The sequence below is a fragment of the Haloferula helveola genome (assembly GCF_037076345.1).
GTDB lineage: Bacteria > Verrucomicrobiota > Verrucomicrobiia > Verrucomicrobiales > Akkermansiaceae > Haloferula > Haloferula helveola.
The window spans coordinates 2891935-2910028 of sequence record NZ_AP024702.1; the positions used below are offsets into that span (position 1 = coordinate 2891935).

At 64.5% G+C, this 18094-nt stretch carries 10 protein-coding genes; 6 read left to right on the forward strand and 4 right to left on the reverse strand.

Annotated elements, in window-relative coordinates; all coding sequences use genetic code 11:
• Positions 1 to 307 precede the first annotated feature (307 nt).
• Together HAHE_RS10670 and HAHE_RS10675 are read right to left on the reverse strand one after the other, a co-directional pair.
• On the reverse strand, positions 308 to 910 hold the full coding sequence (locus HAHE_RS10670) for an N-acetylmuramoyl-L-alanine amidase (RefSeq protein ID WP_338684299.1): 603 nt from the start codon (positions 908 to 910) through the stop codon (positions 308 to 310).
• A gap of 91 nt (positions 911 to 1001) precedes the next feature.
• On the reverse strand, positions 1002 to 1871 hold the full coding sequence (locus HAHE_RS10675; protein WP_338684301.1) for a hypothetical protein: 870 nt from the start codon (positions 1869 to 1871) through the stop codon (positions 1002 to 1004).
• 224 nt (positions 1872 to 2095) lie between these two features.
• Between HAHE_RS10675 and HAHE_RS10680 the strand changes: the two genes are divergently transcribed.
• From HAHE_RS10680 to HAHE_RS10695, 4 genes are all read left to right on the forward strand, one after another.
• Positions 2096 to 2911 carry a methylated-DNA--[protein]-cysteine S-methyltransferase gene (locus HAHE_RS10680; RefSeq protein WP_338684303.1) on the forward strand — a complete coding sequence of 272 codons (816 nt, stop codon included), beginning with the start codon at positions 2096 to 2098 and terminating at the stop codon, positions 2909 to 2911.
• Positions 2912 to 3073: 162 nt separating this feature from the next.
• Complete coding sequence (locus tag HAHE_RS10685; protein WP_338684305.1) at positions 3074 to 5092, forward strand: hypothetical protein; 2019 nt, start codon at positions 3074 to 3076, stop codon at positions 5090 to 5092.
• Between the two features lie 63 nt (positions 5093 to 5155).
• Positions 5156 to 7168 carry a hypothetical protein gene (locus tag HAHE_RS10690; protein ID WP_338684307.1) on the forward strand — a complete coding sequence of 671 codons (2013 nt, stop codon included), beginning with the start codon at positions 5156 to 5158 and terminating at the stop codon, positions 7166 to 7168.
• A 216-nt stretch (positions 7169 to 7384) separates the two neighbouring features.
• Positions 7385 to 9178, forward strand: coding sequence for a chloride channel protein (locus HAHE_RS10695; protein WP_338684309.1), 1794 nt, complete (start codon positions 7385 to 7387; stop codon positions 9176 to 9178).
• A 52-nt stretch (positions 9179 to 9230) separates the two neighbouring features.
• Here the strand turns inward: HAHE_RS10695 and HAHE_RS10700 are convergent, their stop codons facing one another.
• On the reverse strand, positions 9231 to 10079 hold the full coding sequence (locus HAHE_RS10700; protein ID WP_338684311.1) for a D-hexose-6-phosphate mutarotase: 849 nt from the start codon (positions 10077 to 10079) through the stop codon (positions 9231 to 9233).
• A gap of 56 nt (positions 10080 to 10135) precedes the next feature.
• Positions 10136 to 11809 carry a ShlB/FhaC/HecB family hemolysin secretion/activation protein gene (locus tag HAHE_RS10705; protein WP_338684313.1) on the reverse strand — a complete coding sequence of 558 codons (1674 nt, stop codon included), beginning with the start codon at positions 11807 to 11809 and terminating at the stop codon, positions 10136 to 10138.
• A gap of 385 nt (positions 11810 to 12194) precedes the next feature.
• On the opposite strand from HAHE_RS10705, the gene HAHE_RS10710 reads away from it, so the two are divergent.
• Together HAHE_RS10710 and HAHE_RS10715 are read left to right on the forward strand one after the other, a co-directional pair.
• The gene (locus tag HAHE_RS10710; RefSeq protein WP_338684315.1) at positions 12195 to 15314 is read left to right on the forward strand and encodes a S8 family serine peptidase; all 3120 of its coding nucleotides are present in this window, start codon (positions 12195 to 12197) and stop codon (positions 15312 to 15314) included.
• Positions 15272 to 17929: a CHAT domain-containing protein gene (locus tag HAHE_RS10715; RefSeq protein WP_338684317.1), complete on the forward strand. Its 2658-nt coding sequence runs from the start codon at positions 15272 to 15274 to the stop codon at positions 17927 to 17929. The genes HAHE_RS10710 and HAHE_RS10715 overlap by 43 nt, the downstream gene beginning before the upstream one ends.
• The last annotated feature ends 165 nt before the right edge of the window (positions 17930 to 18094 follow it).

An 18094-nucleotide genomic window follows, 5' to 3' on the forward strand; every position in this document is an offset into this window, starting at 1 on the left:
GGCGTCCTTTGCGCCTTGGCGGTGATTCGAAACGTCTCAGGGCACTTACGGGAACCGCTAGAAGATGAGCCTGAGTCGTCGGCAGCGAGAAACTGACCACCGGCCCCTGTCCACTCATCGCCGGTCGCAAGCCACGGTAGGGCGTTTTCGCCCGTGGCTCCGGGGCGCGACTGGGGTCGCGCGGTCCACTGTGAGACAGGCCTGCGAACGGTTCGGCGGAAAGAAGAGGGCGAACCGACTCCGATCGCGCACAGTCGGGCCCTAGGCTCCGGGGCGCGGTCGGAGCCGCGCGGTCCGCTTCGCCCGACTAGCTCTTGCGGAAGCGCACGATGCCGTCGGCGATACCTTCGGCGAGTGCCTGGCGCCACCATGCGGACTTCATCCGGGCGCGCTCTTGGGCATTGCTGACGAACCCGCACTCGACGAGGACCGCCGGGCAGGAGTTGTTGCGAATCACATAGTAGCGCGCGAACTTGGCGCCGCGGTTGGTGGTGCGCACCTTCCGCATCATGCCGGACTGGATGTAGGAGGCCAGCGGCTGGCTCTGCGCCGAGGTGTAGAAAGTCTCAAGGCCGGCGACGTGCTGCTTCCACGTGTAGTTGTAATGGATGCTGACGAAGATCGCGTTGCTGTATTTCTTGGTGATGCGCACGCGCTCGGGTAGCGAGATGAAGTAGTCGCTGCGGCGGGTCATCACGGTGCGGAAACCGCGCTTCTTCAGTTCGGTCTCCAGACGGGCGGCGGTGTCGAGGGCGAGGTGCTTCTCATACACCAGTCCCCACTGGCCGCCCTTGTCGTGGCCGCCATGACCGGGGTCGATGACCACAGTGCGGAAATACTTCGCATGAGCCGGTGCGGTCACAACGAACGCCACGGCAAGGACCAGGGCTGCACGGATCAGGCTCTTCATGAATACTAAGGTGTTTCGAAATGTTTGGTTTTATTAATAAAATGCTTCCCGATGTAAAGCATTTCCCCGGCGGGCTGCGGATTTCCGCGCCTCACTCGTAGATAAAGTCCGGCCGGTCCGAAGCTTTTCGGTTCTTTTCGCGCGCTTCGGCTTCGGCTTTCGGGTCGTAAGGGACGCCGCCCACGGCCTTGATGGTACCATCTTCGAGTCGGGCGAGTCCGGGGTCGGTGGCACCGGGCTTGTAGAGGTCGCGACCGATGAACGAGCCGTCGGGCGAGATCCGCGCGTGGCCCCAGAAGGTCGGGGTGATCAGGTAGAGGATGTGCATGTTCAGCGAGCTGTCGACCGCCACGGTCGGCTTCTTGAGCATCAGGACCTCGCCGAGATGGTGGGTGCGCAGGATGCGGCCGGTCTTGGCATCGGCCACCTGCGCGTAGAGCTGGTTCTTGCGGCCGGCGGTGAACTGGACCAGCCGGAACTCGTTGCTGCGGCCGGTTTTGCCCGGGACGCCCACGACCTGGGACCAGTACGGCTTGGCGGTGGTGATGGTGAAGAGGTGGCGCTTCGATTGGTAACCGCCGGTGGTTTGGTTGGGCAGCCGGACGATGGAATAGACCGAGAAGTTCCCGATCTCGCTGAAGGCGTAGAGTTCGGTGAGATCGACGGACTTGGCCACGGTCTTGCCGGCCGGGATCTTGACGGCGCCGAAGGCCGGCTTGCCGAGCGGGCTGAGCGGCACGCCGCGGGTCGAGTTGACGATGAAATCGATCCACGGCTTGCGCACGCTGCCGGCGAAGGTGAGGTCGGCACCCGAAAGGTTGGTCAGCGAGACGGTCACCGGGATCGGCTCACCAGCGAGGAAGCTCGTCTTCTGGAACCTCAGGTCGACGGAGACCTGGGCGGACGCCTGCACGGCAAACGCCGCCAGCAAGGCGAGAACGGAAAGAATGCGACGGGCCATGGGCTGCGACGCGTAACTCAGGTCCTGCGGCGCGTCAATCCAACGGATCGGGGTGGCGGGGGAATACGTAGCGGGCATGGCGCTTTGCACGATGGATGGAGTGGTGCTTTCCAAGCGCCATGGCATGGCGGGGCGGCATGCAGCCGCCCGGCTCCCCGGAGGGAGCCACTCCACCGCAAGGATCGGGTGGGCGGCGGCCGGCGGGACTGCTAGCGTTTCTCCCGATGACCGACTACGAGCGCGTGGCGGCGGTGATCCGCCATCTCGACGAATCGTTCGCCGAGCAACCGGATCTCCGGCAACTCGCGGAACGTGTCGGTCTGAGTCCTTCGCACTTTCAACGGCTCTTCACCCGTTGGGCCGGTGTTTCGCCGAAGGCATTCCTGCAGTGCGTGACCTTCGAGCACGCTCGGGGACTGCTGCGCGGTGGGGGAAACGTGCTGGAGGTCGCGCTTGATTCCGGGCTTTCCGGTCCGGGAAGGCTGCACGACCTGACGGTGAAGCTCGAGGCAGCGACTCCGGGCGAAATCAAGTCGGGCGGCGACGGCTGGGTGATGCGTGCCGGATTCGCCGAGACGCCCTTCGGACGTGCGGTGATTGCCGATAACCCGCGCGGGCTCTGTCACCTCGCGTTCGGCGACGATGAGTCGGACGACGACATGCTCGCTTGGGTGGCGGCGGATTGGCCGCGGGCGACGCTGAAGCGCGACGACGCGATGGCGGCCGAGTGGGTCGATCGGATTTTCCGGGATGGGAGTGGCGAACTGAAGGCGTGCGTCCGGGCGACTCCCTTCCAACTGCAGGTATGGCGTGCGTTGCTGCGGGTCCCATCGGGCAGGTTGGTTTCCTATGGTGAGCTGTCGGCGGATGTCGGGCGCCCGAAGGCCGCGCGGGCGGTGGGTACGGCGGTGGGTAGCAACCGGATCTCCTATCTGATTCCCTGCCACCGGGTGATCCGGGAAACCGGTGCTTTGGGAGGCTACCGCTGGGGCACGATCCGCAAGCGGGCGATGATCGCGAGGGAATCTCTTGAGCGGTAGCGCCGCAGTGATGGACGTGGTGCGCGGACTTCAGTCCGCTCCGGTGCCCAGGCCACGGGAAGATGCGGACTGAAGTCCGCGCACCATCGCGGGCACCAATGTGCATCATGGGTTCCCCTTTCCGTTCTTCCCGACCGTGCGGGCAGTTGTTAGCAGCTATCCGTGACTCCGGAGTTGGAACGATTCATCGATCTCGTGGTGCGTCCGCTAGGCCAGCGCGACGCGGCACGCGAGGAGGCCCGGGCGGAGTTGATGGGACGCTTGAGTCACCAAGGTGTGCCGGTCGACATGATCGATGTCTCGGAGCCGACCGCCCGGCTCGAGTCGGCGCCGCAGCGCAAGGCATGGCCGCGTCGGGTCGCGCTGACCCTCGGGCTTCTCCTGCTGACCGTCATCGGTCTGACCGGAGCGGCCCGCGATTTTCTCGCCGGTCTGCGGATGGGACTGGCGAGCGACCTTTCGTGGCAATCCTACTACGGCGGCTACGATGACCGCGACGAGTTCTGGCCGCAATTCCTCTTCCGCTGGCTTGAACGCGAGGCGCCCGATCTTCTGCTGACGGGGCGGCCGGGTCAGGAAGAGACTGCCCTGCTTCGCGAACGTTTCCCCGAGGATCTCGCGGTCCTGCAGGAGCATCTGACGAGGGTTCCCGGGGATGCGCCGGGTTTCATGACCAAGGAGGAGCGCGAATTGATCGCCCGGCTTGATCCGGACAACGCGCTGTGGCCGCTGCTGGAGATGAAGTGGGAGTTCGTCAAGGCGAGTGGCGGTGATCCGTGGTCGACCCATCGGGGCCGGGTGCGTGATCCCAAAGCTTACCGACGGGGCCTGGAACGATTTAGGGAAGCGGCGGCGTTGCCGCAGATGAACCACTACGGGCAGGCACTGGCCAGAAGGCAGGTCGAGGCGTTCCAGCCCGAATCCACCGTCTTCGGAGGGATGCTCCGGGAGAGGTTCGTGCAGCTGGTCCGATCCAATTCGGGAAGGAATCGCTACTACTATTCCTCTTCCCGAGCGCAAAGCCTTTCCCAAGCTCTCAACGAGCTCAATGAAGAGGAGTTGGCCCCTTTCTTCGAAGACTGGCAAAAGTTGGCACTACTACGACTGCAGTCGATGGATTCCGCTGCCTGGCAGTTCGACTCGTTCGACGAGCAACTTCAGGAGGAAGCGAGGAGTTTCCAGTACCATTTCAGCCAGGCGGGCGTCGCGGAGCAACGTGATCGTGCCGACCGCATTCTCACCGCTCTCGCTTCGGGGCATTCTTCGAGACGATTGCCCGGCGGTCTCGGTGGGGCGGCCGGTGTACGGGTCCAGGAATCCGGTCCGCTGCCGCCCGATCTGACGGTCGAGGAACTCAAGCCGAGCCGCGAGGCGGATATGGCGATGTTCCACCGCTTCGCCCTTTGGCCCGCGGCGGCGATCGCGATCCTGTTCTGCCTGCTCTGTGCGTTCGAGGCGGGACGCCGGCATGTCGTCGTCCAGGGGATGGCTCGCGGGCTGATGCCGCTCCTGACGTGGCGGGATCATGCGTGGATCGGAGGCATCGGTATCGCGCTGCCGTGGGCCTACTGGTGGTGCGTGAGCCGGCTGACACCGGTCGGGTTCGATGGTTTCAATATCGATGGTCCGAATGACGAGCTCGAGGCTCTCGGATGGATCCTGCAGTTGATCCTCGGGTTGATCCTCGGAATCGTGCTGATGGTCCAGGCGGTCCAATGGCGATGGGCCAAGGTGGGCGAGTTTCTCGGACTCAAACGTTCGGCATCGTGGCTTGGCTGGATCGCGGCGGGGTTCGTCGCGCTCGCCCTGCCGATGGTCGGACTGCTCAAGTTCCTGACGCTCCCGGACGAGGAGGACCAATTGCTTTTCATCGGCGGCTGCGCCGGTGCCGGCGCGGTCGGGTTGCTCTGGTTGCTCTGGGTCGGCGGCATGAACCTTTTCACGCCGCGCCACAGCGCATTGCAGGCGAATCTGGTGGCGCGCACGCTCCGGCCGTGGGCGATCGCCGGACTGGCATCGATCCTTCTTGCCGCCGGGGTCCTGCGTTTCATGGAGAGCTGGTGGTATCAGCGCGACACCCTGCTGCCGACATGGACCAGCCAGACTTACACGAACGCGCTCGAAGAACGGTGGATTGCCCATCGCTACGAAGAGCTGAAGGCTGCCTTCGAGGCGGAGTGATCGACCGCGCGGCGCCGCCGCGCACGGGAACTTCAAACTTTAAGTTCGAATTCTCAAGGGGATATGAGTGAGGGAGTACAGCGGTTTATCGAGGCGGCAGTCGAACCTCTGGCGGACAATGACGAGCTGAAACTCGCGGCGTGGCAGGAATTGTCCGAGCAGGTTTCGCCGGATGCCGATGCGGCGGAATTCGAAGCTGCCGCCGAACGCCTGGAGCGGTCCGGTGATCCCCGCTGGCGGTGGATCTGGGCAATGGCGGTTCTGGTGGTTTCGGTGCCGGTGCTGATCTTAATCTCTTGGAAGCCTCTCCAAGGGGTGCGGATGCTCAGGGATGTTTCCGGGCTCGCCGGCGTGCCCGACCCGTCGATGTCGAGCAAGTGGAAGCGCGATCTGTCGTACGAAGACCGCTTGCTGCTGTTTGGGGATCCCTCCAATCCCAGCGAGGCGGGAAAATGGTTGCCACTCTGGCAGAGCAACCCGGACAACCCTGCGTTCTACATCGAGTATGCGCTTGGCTACGAGTCGGATCGCGATGAGCTGCCGCCTGACTTTCTGGAAACCGGCACCGGACTCGATCCGGACAATGGATGGTTTGCCCTTCGCCAAGCCATCGACCAACTCGATCCGGTGGTCGAAAGGATCCCTTTGAAAGGGGGCTACACCCGCCGCAAAAAGGCGCAGGAAGAAGGAATCTCGCTGACTTGGGACATCCACGATCCCGAGGCTCTGTCGGAGAGGGTCGGGCTGCTGAAGCAGGCGGTCGTGGCCAAACGCCTGACCTCTTACCAAGGCAACCTGATCGAAGCCAGATTTGGCAAGCTGCCGGAGCCCGAGGAGTTCTTTGATAACGTCGATGTGCTCGCCTACATGGCGGGGCTGCGATTCGACAGCAGCCAGAGGAAGCTGGCGGATCTGATCGGAGCGGAGGCACAGCGGTGTCGGGTCGAGGGAGACCGCGAGGGATTTCAAGCACTTGCGACGCTGTGGTGGAGGATCGCCGAGGCCGAGACCGACTCATCCCACAGCCTGGTCGACGGCCTTCTCACCCGGATCTTCATTTCCACCACGCTGCCGCCCATGCGGGACGCGGCTGCCACCCTCGATGTGGAGCCCGACAAGTGGGCTGCGCTGGAAAAGTCGGTTCGCGACTACTATCTGGGAGTGGGAAAGAGAGATAATCCGGAAACGGAGAAGCTCGTGACGCAGCACGGTTCGATGATCGCTTCGCTGGCTCTGCCGATGATCGAACGCCAGGTGCGGGAGCCACTTCCGCTGACCCAGGAGGAACTCTTGCCCGGGTGCCGGGTGGATCAGGCCCTGATCGGACGGCTGGCGTCAGGCGCGATTTGGAAACTCCTCGGTATTTCCTGCCTGATTTCTCTGTCGATCGCAGCCGGCCAAGCGGCCTTGATGAAGCGGCTCCGGGGAAGCCTGCGGCGATTTCCGGATCGGACGGATGCGATCTGGATTGGTGCTGTCGGAGTCCTCGGCCCGATTGCGCTGTTTCTGATGCTCCGCTACCTCACACCGTTCGCCCGTCTCGATTGGGGGCCGCGGCTGACGATGTTCGTGATCCCGATCGGGCACTTCGTCGGCCTTCTGCTGATGCTCTGGGTGTGGCCGGTCGCGGTCGCGCAGTGGAGATTGTCGAAGTCGGGGGGCGTCATGGCCTGGCGCTGGGGCCCGGTCACCGCGACTTCCGCAATGCTGGCGCCACCGGTGGCGATGGTGCTTCTCGGCCTCGGCGTTCCTCCCGGTGGGCACAGCATCCCGCTGATGATCGGAGCGGGGGTTTTGGGATTGTGGGCTCTGGTCTGGCTCGGAATGCAGGCGTCCTTCATCGGCGGCAGGCAACGCCGCCTCCGGCTCGGTATCGTCTCGGAAGCCGTGCGTCCGGCGTGGCTGGGCGGAATGCTGGCGGTGGTCTTTCTCGGTCTTCAATTCCGGTCCGAGGAGCGTCATTGGATGGCCAAGGACGAGCTCACGACACCGGCGCCGAAAGGCATGACCGCTTACGAAGCCGCGGTCACCGAGCAGCTGCGCTTGGAAACCCGGGAGTTGCTGGGGCTGGAGTAGCCGCAAAGGATTTCGAGAACTCAGGGAGGTCCGGCCTCCTTCCGAAGTCCGGATGAGGCGGAGCGGACCGCGCGAGCCCACTCGCGCCCCGGAGCCCGGGTCTTGCAGAGCGCGAGTAGGCTCGCGCGGTCCACCTGCGGCGCCGGGCCTTACAAATTCCGCTTCCGCTCCCCTCTAGCCAATTCCGCCGGACCATGATAACGCCGCGCCCCGCGGATGAGTGGTGAGAAACGAAGGAGCCTGCCGGACTGGATGCGCAGCCGGCTGAGCGACGCACAGCGCTTTGTCGCGTTCTGCGTCGTCGCGGGCCTTCTCTGCGGACTTGCCGCGGTCGCCTTCCATCTGGCGATCCATCACCTCTTCGAGTGGCTGTGGCACGAGGCCGAAAGCCGTGACCCGAAGGAGTTCGTGATCATCCTCCTCGCCGCGCCGACCTTGGCCGGCCTGCTGGTCGGCATCGGCGTCCGATTCTTCGCCCCGGAGGCCGCGGGCAGCGGGATTCCGCAGACCAAGGCGGCCTACTACAACAAGGGCGGCAAGATTTCCTTCCGCAGCGGGCTTTGGCGCTTCCTCCTCGGATCTCTCTACGTCGGCTTCGGCAACAGCCTCGGTCGCGAGGGCCCGACGGTCCACATCTGCACCGCGATCACCTCACGGATCGGACGCTGGGGATTCCGCGATCCGGCCCGGGTCCAGTCGATGGCGCCGGTCGGGATGGCCGCGGGAATCGCTGCCGCCTTCAACGCCCCGCTCTCCGCACTGACCTTCGTCTTCGAGGAGTTGCTCGACAATTTCTCGATGAAGGCGCTCGGCGGCATGGTCGTCGCGGTGGTGACCGCCGCGGCCGTCTCGCGCACCTTGCTTGGGGAGGATCCCGTGCTCAGCGCGCACGTTGCGGTCAGCTACAAGACCTCGGCATGGATGCTGGTCGCGCTTCCGCTCGGGCTGGCGGCCGGTCTGATCGGCCATGGCTTCGTCCGCAGCACCCTCGGCATGCGGAAGTGGTTCATGAGCCGCCGCTTTCTGCCGTCGTGGTTCCGGCCGGCGACCGGCGGGCTTGCCTGCGGCGTGCTCGGACTGACCGCGTGGTTCCTGACCCGTGAGATGGGCGATGCACGCAATTCGGTGTTCAGCATCGGTTACGACAGCCTTGAGGCCGCGTTCGAAAACAAGCTCACCGTGCAGATCCTGGCGGTGCTGCTCGGAATGAAGTTCCTCGCGGTGGTTCTCAACTACGCTTCAGGCGGATCCGGCGGCCTGTTCTCACCGACCCTTTTCCTCGGCGGCATGCTGGGCGGCATCGTCGGTGCCGGTCTGGCGAATCTCCACCACCTCGGCGAGTGGATTCCGATGTTTCCGACCGACCAGAAGGTGATCGGCGGCTGCGTCCTGCTCGGTATGGGCGCGATGTTCGCCGCGGTCATCCGCTGCCCATTCACCTCGCTGATCATCATCTTCGAAATGACCGGCAACTACTCGCTGATCCTGCCCCTGATGGCGGGCAACATGCTCGCCTGGCAGATCGCCAAGAAGCTGCAGCCGGTGACGATCTACAACGCGCTGCTGATGCAGGACGGCGTCACCCTGCGCCGCCTGCCCGCCTACCGCGGCGCCCAGGACTACCGGAAGCTACCGGTCCAATCGATCATGAGCCATGACGTCTTCGCGCTCTCGAAGGAGGAGACGCTGGCATCGGCACTGAAGCGGATCAAGGCATCGAACAAACGCTTCCATGCCTACCCGGTGACCCTCGAAAGCGGTGAGCTGGCCGGGGTGATCACCCGTCACGAGTTGTCCGACCACCCCGGCGACACGCCCATGAGCAAGCTGCTCGAAGGTCAGCAACTGCTGACGGTGACGGCCGATACCTCCATCCGCGATGCCGCCAACCGGATGATCGCCCGCGATTTCCAGCAGGTGCCGGTGGTCAGCGCTGCCGATCCGAAGAAGCTACTCGGCTGGCTGACCCTCAACGACATTGCCCGCCAGCAGAACGCGGTGGAGGGGTAGTGGAGCGCCGATTATGAAATCGGCATCTACGAATCGCCCAAGACTGCCGATTTCATAACCGGCGCTCCTCTTCCACACGGATCCGGGTCGAGAACTTGTGGCTCTCGCCCGGTGCCAACCGTACGGCGAGGTCATTGGCGATGGCGGCCTCGATGCAGACGAAGTCCTTGTAGCCCTCGTCCGGTAGATCGCCGAGGGCGGCGGCCTTTTCGATCCATGGGTTCCACACCACCGTCGACGGGCTTCCGGACTTCTCGACGGTGATCGTCCGGTGAAGCGTGGGATCGACCAGCCGGGAGCTACCATGGGTGTCGTAGATCCGATCCACTTCACTGTCGAAACGGACCGGCCCGTCCTGCCGCCGGGCAGCCGGTGCGCCCACCGTGTCGAGGTAGCCGCAGCCGTCGAACCCCTCGATGTGGATCGCGGAAATGTCGCCGACACGAAGGTAGCTGTGCAGCGCGCCGCTCACCGGCACGGGTTGGTCGCCGCGGTTGGTGGTCGTCAGCTCAGCTTCGAGGGCCTCACCGAGCGACAGCCGGAGCTCCGCGTGCCAAGCGCCCTTTTCAAAAGTGAAACGCAAGGTCACGGCGTCACCGTCTGTGGAAAACTCGCCGGTCTTCCAGAACGTCGAGCGGGCGAAGCCGTGTGACGGCAGCGACGGATCCGTCGGGTGCGCATTGAACCACGGCCAGCAGACCGGGATCCCACCACGGATCGCCTTTCCCTCGCGAAGCACCGCTTCCGGGCTGAGGTAAAGGACGGGATCGGACACATGCTTCGGCTGCCACTCCATCACGTGCGCCCCGTGCAGCGCCACGCGTGCGGTGCAGGTCGGATGATCGATCTCATAGACCGGGTAGCCGGCAACGGGCTCGGTGGTTCGGATGGAGTCGGGCATGCGATGCAGTTCCATGTATCGCGGAGTGATTTGCAATCCCTTGGCCTGACTGCCACTTAGTACCACAGCGTCACGCCGCCGTGGATCTCGGCGCCTTGGCCGTCCTCGAGCCCCCAGCCGACATCCAGACGTGCGCTGCCGTAGGCTCCGAGGGCGGCTCGGGCGCCGATGCCGATACTTGTGAGGGTTTGCGCGCCTTCGCTCTCCCGCCATCCGCGGCCGTGATCGAGAAAGACCAGTCCTTGGAGCGGAAGCCGTCCCAGAGACCCCGCGCTCGGCGACCACGCCGGTGTCCGTAGCTCGGCGGAAATGGCATAGCCGCTGTCGGCGAGATAGACCCGCTCGGCATAACCCCGGACCGTTTGGTGTCCACCGAGTCCGAGTTGCTCGGTCGGGAGCAGGGCCCCGCTCGCGAGTTGGCCGATGCCATGCACGCGGCACGACCAGCCTGCGGGCAGTGGACGCACCCAGCTGCCTTCGATCCGTCCGTAGATGTACTCGGGATCCGCACCGGTGCGGAAGGCTTGGAACTGCGTGCGGTTGTTGCGGTCGGTGATTCCACCCGGGCTTGCGACCAGCTCCGCCTTGGCTTCGGCGCGACCACCCCAAAGCGAACCGTTGCCCTGCCACTCGCCGCGGAACTGGACGACATCGACCTCGTTCTGCGGCAGCGAAGTCTGGCCGAAGATCACGAAGTTGTCGGCCCGCTTGAACTCGACTCCGCCACGGACCTCGTGCCGCCAGTCGCCGACCCGGGGAAGGGGCGCGCCGTAGAGCAGTCCGACCTGCCAACTCGTACCGTCGGCATTCACCTGCAGACCGGCTTGGGTATCGATCGATGAGACTTCGGCCCACGCTCCGCTGAGTCGGAAAAATCCGCGCCACGGATGCACCGGGATTTCCCACGAGACCGAGTGCGCCTGGAACACATCGAGCGAGTCGCCCATGGTGAACTGGTAGCCGATGACCTGGTCGAGTCCGAAGCCGTTGCCCCAATTGAAGCCGGCGAAGTAGCGGTTTTCCCCGACCGACTCCGAGCCGCTGTTGTCGTAGCCGGCATACACGCGCCATGGACGGCGCTCGTTCATCCGGATCATCAGGTCGGCGCTGACGCCTTCGCCGGGCGCGACGAAAAGCTCGGCCTGGCGGAACGGGTTGCGGCTGAGCCAGTCGAGTTCGGACTGCATGTCGCTGGTCCGCAGGAGATCTCCTTGCCGGAGACGCATGCCGCTTCCCAGCAGGTCGGAATTGAAGTGACGCAGCGTTTCGACCGCGACCGCCCCGACCCGGCCTTCGACCAACTCGACATGAAGCACGCCGCCTTCACCCGACTGCGGCGGGATCCAGATTTCGTTCATCGGGCGATCCCGGTCGTCGTAGTGCCGTAGTACCACCTCGGTGAGTCGGTCGAGGCCGACCTCGGTCAGCGGTCGGCCGATCCATTCGGAAAGTTCGGCGGCGAGCGATTCGAGACCGCCGACCGACATTCGCTCCAGCCGCACCGATCCGATCGTCACCGGCTCGCGGCCGGGTTGGTCGCCGGTGACGACCAATGATTCGAGCCGCTCGAGAACGATGGGCGAATCGTCGGCGGCCCAGCCGTGGACGTCGGGCGCAGCCTCGAAACGGAGCACGGCGGCGCCCGTGCCCGGCAGTTCGCGGGGCATCAGGTCCTGGGCGGCGGCCCATGGCATCGCCACCGCGATCGCTGGCAGGACGGCGCGGATCAAGGCTCCGCAAGCATGCGGGGCCGTCGTCGCCGCTGCCCAGCTAAATCGGGGCGCGTCAAATATGGAGAACCGTGAATGAACGCGAATGGACGCGAATGTTCTGGAACCTGTGACTCGGACCTCACGAGCGGGAACGTCGCGATCTTCGGTAGGTAGGGACGTTTTGCCGGAAACGTCTTCGCCGTCTCCATATTCGTGTCCATTGGCGTCCATTCGTGGTTCTTTCTGTAAGGTTCCCTTGATCGTTCCTTCGCGGTTCCCGACGGTTGATGTCAGGTTTTTAGTGAAATCTTGGAATTGGTCGTCGAGGCTCCCGAATAGGGGGAAAACGAACGCCACACGAACTGGCCACGCGGCGATGAATGGAAGATGCTCCGACCTGAAGATGAGAATCACTCGGCACACACGATGCGGGTGGCTCGCGTGGGCATGCGTCGCCGCCGCGCTGCCGACCGGTGCCTTCGCGCAAGTCCGGTTCTCGATCGTCGAGGAGAACCAGACGTGGACGATGCCGGCGCTGGGCACTTCGGAGTACATCGCCGCCCATGCCCTGCCGGGCGCCACCAAGCCGGTGGTGATGGCGGGGAATTTCGATTTCTTCGCCAGCTTCCCGCCCGGCCCGACGACTCCCGCCCTTTTCGGCCCCTCCGGGGTAGGATGTGTGTTCGCCGGAGTCCTCGACTACAATGGAGGCACCCTGCAATGGGAGGTCGGTCTCTCGCCGCAGCAGTCAGATAAGCTTGAGCCGCTCAACACGGCAGGCGGCTCGCCGACCTCCGAGGCGCTCGACCTTGCCGTGGCCAGCCGCCCGCGCACGTATCTTCTCGGCCTCGTTGACGACGCCTTCTCTTTTCAGAACCGCAATAGCACGACCTTCTCCTTGGTCGGCGGACCGGTCGCGGTCGACCAGCGGGGATTCGTCGCATGGTCGAATAGCGGCACTTTCATTGCGGCGAACCTGGTCGACCCGGACATGCAGCCGAGCGCGATGGCGATCGAAACCGGCGCCGGCTTCCTCGTCACCGTGGGTCAGGAGCGCGACGGTCTTGTGCCGAACTACCTCGGCGTCGACGCCCGGGTGCACCAGTACACGTTGCCGCTTCCGGCAGCGGGCACCGCTTTGGCGGCGTCGGCGAGCATCACGGACACGAAACTCGACGATACCCGGCTGACCGAAGCGACCATAACGACCGACGACACCCCGTGGGTCGGCGGCACCAAGAGCGGGGTCGGATTTCTCGGTGGCACCACCGACGTGTGGATCGGCGAGGCGGACTTCACCGGCGACCAGATCCTCAATGACTTTCGCGCCGGATCCGAGGCCGACGACGAGATCCACGCGATGGAGCGCGGAGAGCACGGAGAAGTCTATGTGACCTTCACCGTTACCGGTCGAAAGGTGTCGTTCGGCTCGCTCACTTACGACCTCGATGCCGCTCCGGTCACGGTCGCTTCCGGGATCCACTCGTTCATCGGGATGATCAAAAGCGACGGCACTCCCGGCTGGCTTACGCCGCTGGCGCTCGCCCAACTCGCCGGTTCGCAAATCACACCGGCCGGGCTTTCGGTGGACGAAGGAGGGAACGCCTACGTCGCCGCTCAGGGGTCGGGCGATTGGATCATCGAAGGCATCGCGGTCACCATCACCGGTGCCGGACAGTTCACGGTGAGTGGCAAAGGACGCGTCATCGATTACACTGAGACGCCCACGCTCGGGACAGCGACTGCGGGCGCGGTTCCCGACATCGAGAACCGACTCGTTCTCGGCGCTACCGGCGGTCAGTCGGCATTCTCGTCGCTTGAAGCGATCGCCACTCCGCAGGACCCGTATTTCATCAGCTACGACGACCCGAACCTGCCGGGCAATTCGATCGAAGCGCTCTACGCGCTGGTCACAGCCCAAGGCGGGCAGGTGCATGACGAACTTGACTATCTGTCCTACGGAGTCGTCGGCGTGTCGGCATGGCTCACGCCCGACCAGTTCCTGACCTTGGGTGGCAACCCGGTGCTGAACGTGGTCGCGGACCCGCTGATCATCGAGCCCGACTCGGGCTTCGGTGAAGTGAGTGATCCGGGTTGGGGATTGGCGCGCATCTTCGATCCGTTTTTCGTCGATGCCGATGACCCGTCAGCCAGCTACTTCTATCCATCGGCCCTCGCGACCGGTGACATGGGAGCGAGCACGCCGAAGAAGGTGCGGGTCTACGTGATCGACAAGGGTCTCGAGGACTTCGAGCCGTTCGTTTTCCAGGATCTCGCCGGAGATGGCGGACTGCCGATCGTCTTCGACGGAGCCAATGCCTTGAGTGTCGATGCCTTGGTCCACCCGGTGGAGGATGGGGAGAACGTTCCGGACACGGTTTCCGACCATCCGCGCCAGGTCGTCAATCTGCTCGCTGCCGCCAATCTCGGCACCGCCCAAGGCGCGGCGATGGAGATCATTCCGACCGACATGTATTCGGGCGCATCGCCGATGATGGGGAACTCGGTGACTTTCGCGAGTTATGTGAACCATGCGATTCTCGAAAGCCTGAGCGACGCGGTCGTGCGCGACCTTTCCGAGGTTCTTCCGACGATGATCGTGATTGCCAGCAGCGGTGAGGACCCGATGGACCAGGTGGACATTGGCGGCGCGCTCCAGCAGGCCGTCAACCAAGGGGTGCCGGTCATCATTTCGGCGGGTAACAGCCTCGATCCGGCGCAGGCGTCGCAGTTCGTGCCGGCGATGCATGGCGACAAGGACGGCGTCATCACGGTGGGCGCGACTTCCTTCAACCCGAGTCCGTCCGGGAGCCCGACACTTGAGGACCTGAATCCCCTGTACGAGCACGGCAACATTGATGACAGTGGACTCATCATCAGCCTGTTCGCGCCGGGCGGCTCGGTTGATACCGGCTTCGGATCGTCTTCGGGCACCAGTTTTTCGTGCGCGCTGGTCGCCGGTCTGGTCGCCAACCATCTCACCGCCCATCCGCAAGCGACTCCGGCCGAGGTCGAGGCGGCTTTGGTCGAGATGAGTGTTTACGACGCGGACCGTGACATCCACCTGGCACGTAGCGCATGTGCCTTTGAGGCTTGGCTTTATCGCAATGGTCTCGGCGAAGTGGCGAGCGAGCCGGAGATCGACTACGAAACGGATTCCGATCTCGATGGTGACACGGACATCTTTGAGTTTCTCGGAAGCTCCGACCCGATGGACAGTGCGAGCCGCGCCCGGGTGCCGGTCGACTTCGCCCTCAATGGCAGCCAGGCGTCGCTCTCCGCGTGGCTTCCCGACAGCGTGGTCAATGACAGCGCGATCCTCGGCGACGGATGCTGGGCATTGCCGGTGACGCTTGAGCTGAGTGAAACTCTCGCCGGTTGGCAGACGGTGCCGCCCGACCAGATTCTGACTGGCCCGGTGGTCAACGGGCTTCGGGAGTTGCGCTTCGATATCGATCTGGGACCTTATTCGGACGACCGATGCTTTCTTCGTTTCGACTTCGGGTCGCCGGGCCCGCCCTGATTGCTTGCGGGCTTCTCAGTGCCGCCGAGCCGGTCCAGCGCGATATCGACTCGCTGGTCGATGCCGAGCGCGCCCTCGCCGAGGCGTTCGAGAAGACCGGAGCGGAAGAGGATCGCTGGGCGTGGATCGAGGCTCTGGCCCGTGTGGCATGGGCGCACACCGAGGCGGGGGATCACGAGAAGAGTGCGGAGCGGTATCGAGCCGGAATCGATGCGCTTGCTCCGAAGGCCGAAATGGATGAGCCGGAGTTCGTCGCGCTTCTGCACGACGGGCTCGGGCGTGCGTTGCAGAATTCTGGGGACTTCGACGGAGCCGCGCTCCCGCTGCAACGCGCGCTCCAGCTTCGGCAGGTGATCGGCGATGAAATCCGGATCGGTGTCAGCGAAGGTCACCTCGGATTGCTCGAACTGGTGCGTGGCCGCTATGCCGGAGCGGATCGACTGTTTCATTCGGCGCTTCGCCATACCCCAGCGGATCGCGACGACCTGCTGGCGCATCGTCACGACTGCCTCGGCCGCTACCACCTCGCGATCCGCGCCTACGGCCTCGCTGAGAACCACTTTGCCCAAGCCGTCAGGCATGCATCGAAGATCGCGGACGCCGGGGATCCCCTGCTGATCGACCTGCGGTCGAATCTCGTGCTCTGCCGTTTCCGGAAGGGGGATGCCGAAGGGGCGGTGGCCGAGGTGGAAGCCCTGCTCGAGCTTCCGACCGACCCGCTCCGGCACGCCGCAAGGCTCAATCTCGCGGCATCGATCCACGCCGCGCTCGATCAGCTTGCGGCCGCGGAGAGCGAGATCGAGGAGGCACTTCAGATCCTGAAGGATGAGAAGGGAGCCGGTGACCCTTCGCTCGCTCCTGTGCTCGCCAATCTCGGTGCGGTGCGATTGCAGGCAGGTGATCCCGAAGAGGCTCTCAAGCCGCTGATGGGAGCGCGCAGGTTGCTGATGGATCACGTCGAAGAGCACCACCAGGCACTGGTCGAGGTGTTGTATCAGATCGCCGCGTGCCGACTTGCTACGGGAAACATCGGAGAAGCGGGCCCGGCCGTTCGCGAGGCGCGCCGGGCCGCCGGGCAGCTGGTCGATGCGCTGATCGCCGGAGGGACGGAACGCGAGTTGCTGAACTTCCGCCAGCAGGTCGACCTGCATTCGATCGTCTGCCGTCTGGGGGATGCGGAGGCGATCGCCGACAGTCTGCTGGGTGGAAAGGGGCGGATCATGGAAGCCGTTCTGTCGCGCCGCCAGCAGTCCAGCGAGCGGGCATCGCTCATCGACGGACTGCAGTCCGAGATCGATCGCCTGCTTCTGGGTGGCGCGACCGAGGACGATCCCCAGGTGAAAGCGTTTCGCCGCAAGCTTCGGGCGGTTTCCCATGGCGACGGGAAACCTGAGGCGCCCTCTTCGGAGCTACCGCGTTGGCAAGATCTCGCCAAGGCTCTGCCCGACGCCGCCGCGTACGTGGATTGCGTCCGCTTCCGCGAGGGGGAAGGCAAGGAGGGCAAGTGGCGATACGGCGCGGTTGTTCTCACACGCGACGCTGCCCCGCGGTGGATCCCGCTCGGTGAGGAACGCCTGATGGGGCGGCTTGATTTGCTCCATCGCAGTCTGGAAGTGCGCGCGAACATCCTGCGCCAGGGTGAAGGCAAGGCCGGTATCCCGATGGCGCCGCTGCTGGCGGATCTTCACAAGGCGTTCTGGCAACCCGTTGCCGAGGCTTTGCCGGAGGGCACGCGGAGGGTGATTCTTTGCCCGGAAGGGAAGATGCACCTGCTTCCATTCGCCATCCTTCGGGATGCGGACGGACGGTTCCTCTGTGAGTCGCTGCAAGATCTGAAGGTGATCGATGCCGGCCGGCTTCTTTTGGATGACCCGCCCAACGACACGCCGTCGGAGCAGCCATGGCTGGCGCTCGGAGTTTCCGACTTCTCCGGCTTCCGGAAGCGGGCCGACGCCCAGCCTGACCTCTGGTCGCCCCGCTGGGCCGAGGCGCTGGACGATGTCAGCGACCTGCCGGTGGTGAAGCGCGAGATCGAGTCACTTCGGGGCATCGCGCCGGAAGGTAGCGGGCTGCTGCTGAATGATGATGCGACATTCGCGGCCCTGAGGGGGTTTAAGTCCTCGCCCGCCGTGCTACACTTCGCGAGCCATGGCCTGAATGTCCCGCTCGCCGGGGCCGGGGACCTCGCCTCGGATCCCGGTGCGCTCTACGAGAATGGGATTCTGCTCGCGTTGTCGGGGAGTGACGACGGCGTCCTGTTTCCCGAGGAAGCCGCTTCGCTGGATCTTCGGGACACCGCGTTGGTGACGCTTTCCACCTGTCGCGGTGCGCTCGGCACGCCGGTGTCCGGAGAAGGCGTGCTCGGTCTGAGGCGTGGATTCATCAAGGCGGGCGCACAGAACGTCCTCGCCAGCCTTTGGGAGATTCCGGATCAGAGCACGGGGGAGTTCATGGGGAAATACTATGCTTCCCTGAGAAATGCCGGATCGCCTTCGGAACTGTTGTGGAAGATGCAGGCGGAGCAGTTCGCGAAACTCAGCGATGCGGATCCGAAAGGCGACGCAGTCGAAACCGCGATCCTCAGTTACGGAGGATTCGTGATGAGTTCGCGGTGAGTGGGCATATCCGAGATTCGGCCCTTCCCAGCCCCGAAGGGGCGTCGGCATTTAGCCACGGGGCTCACCCCGTGGAACCGTTCGCAGTGAAATTCACAAGCCCCGCGAGGGGCGCAGGCGGAGTCGCGAACGATCAGTCCGGACCGCTTCGCCGTCGCCCCTTCC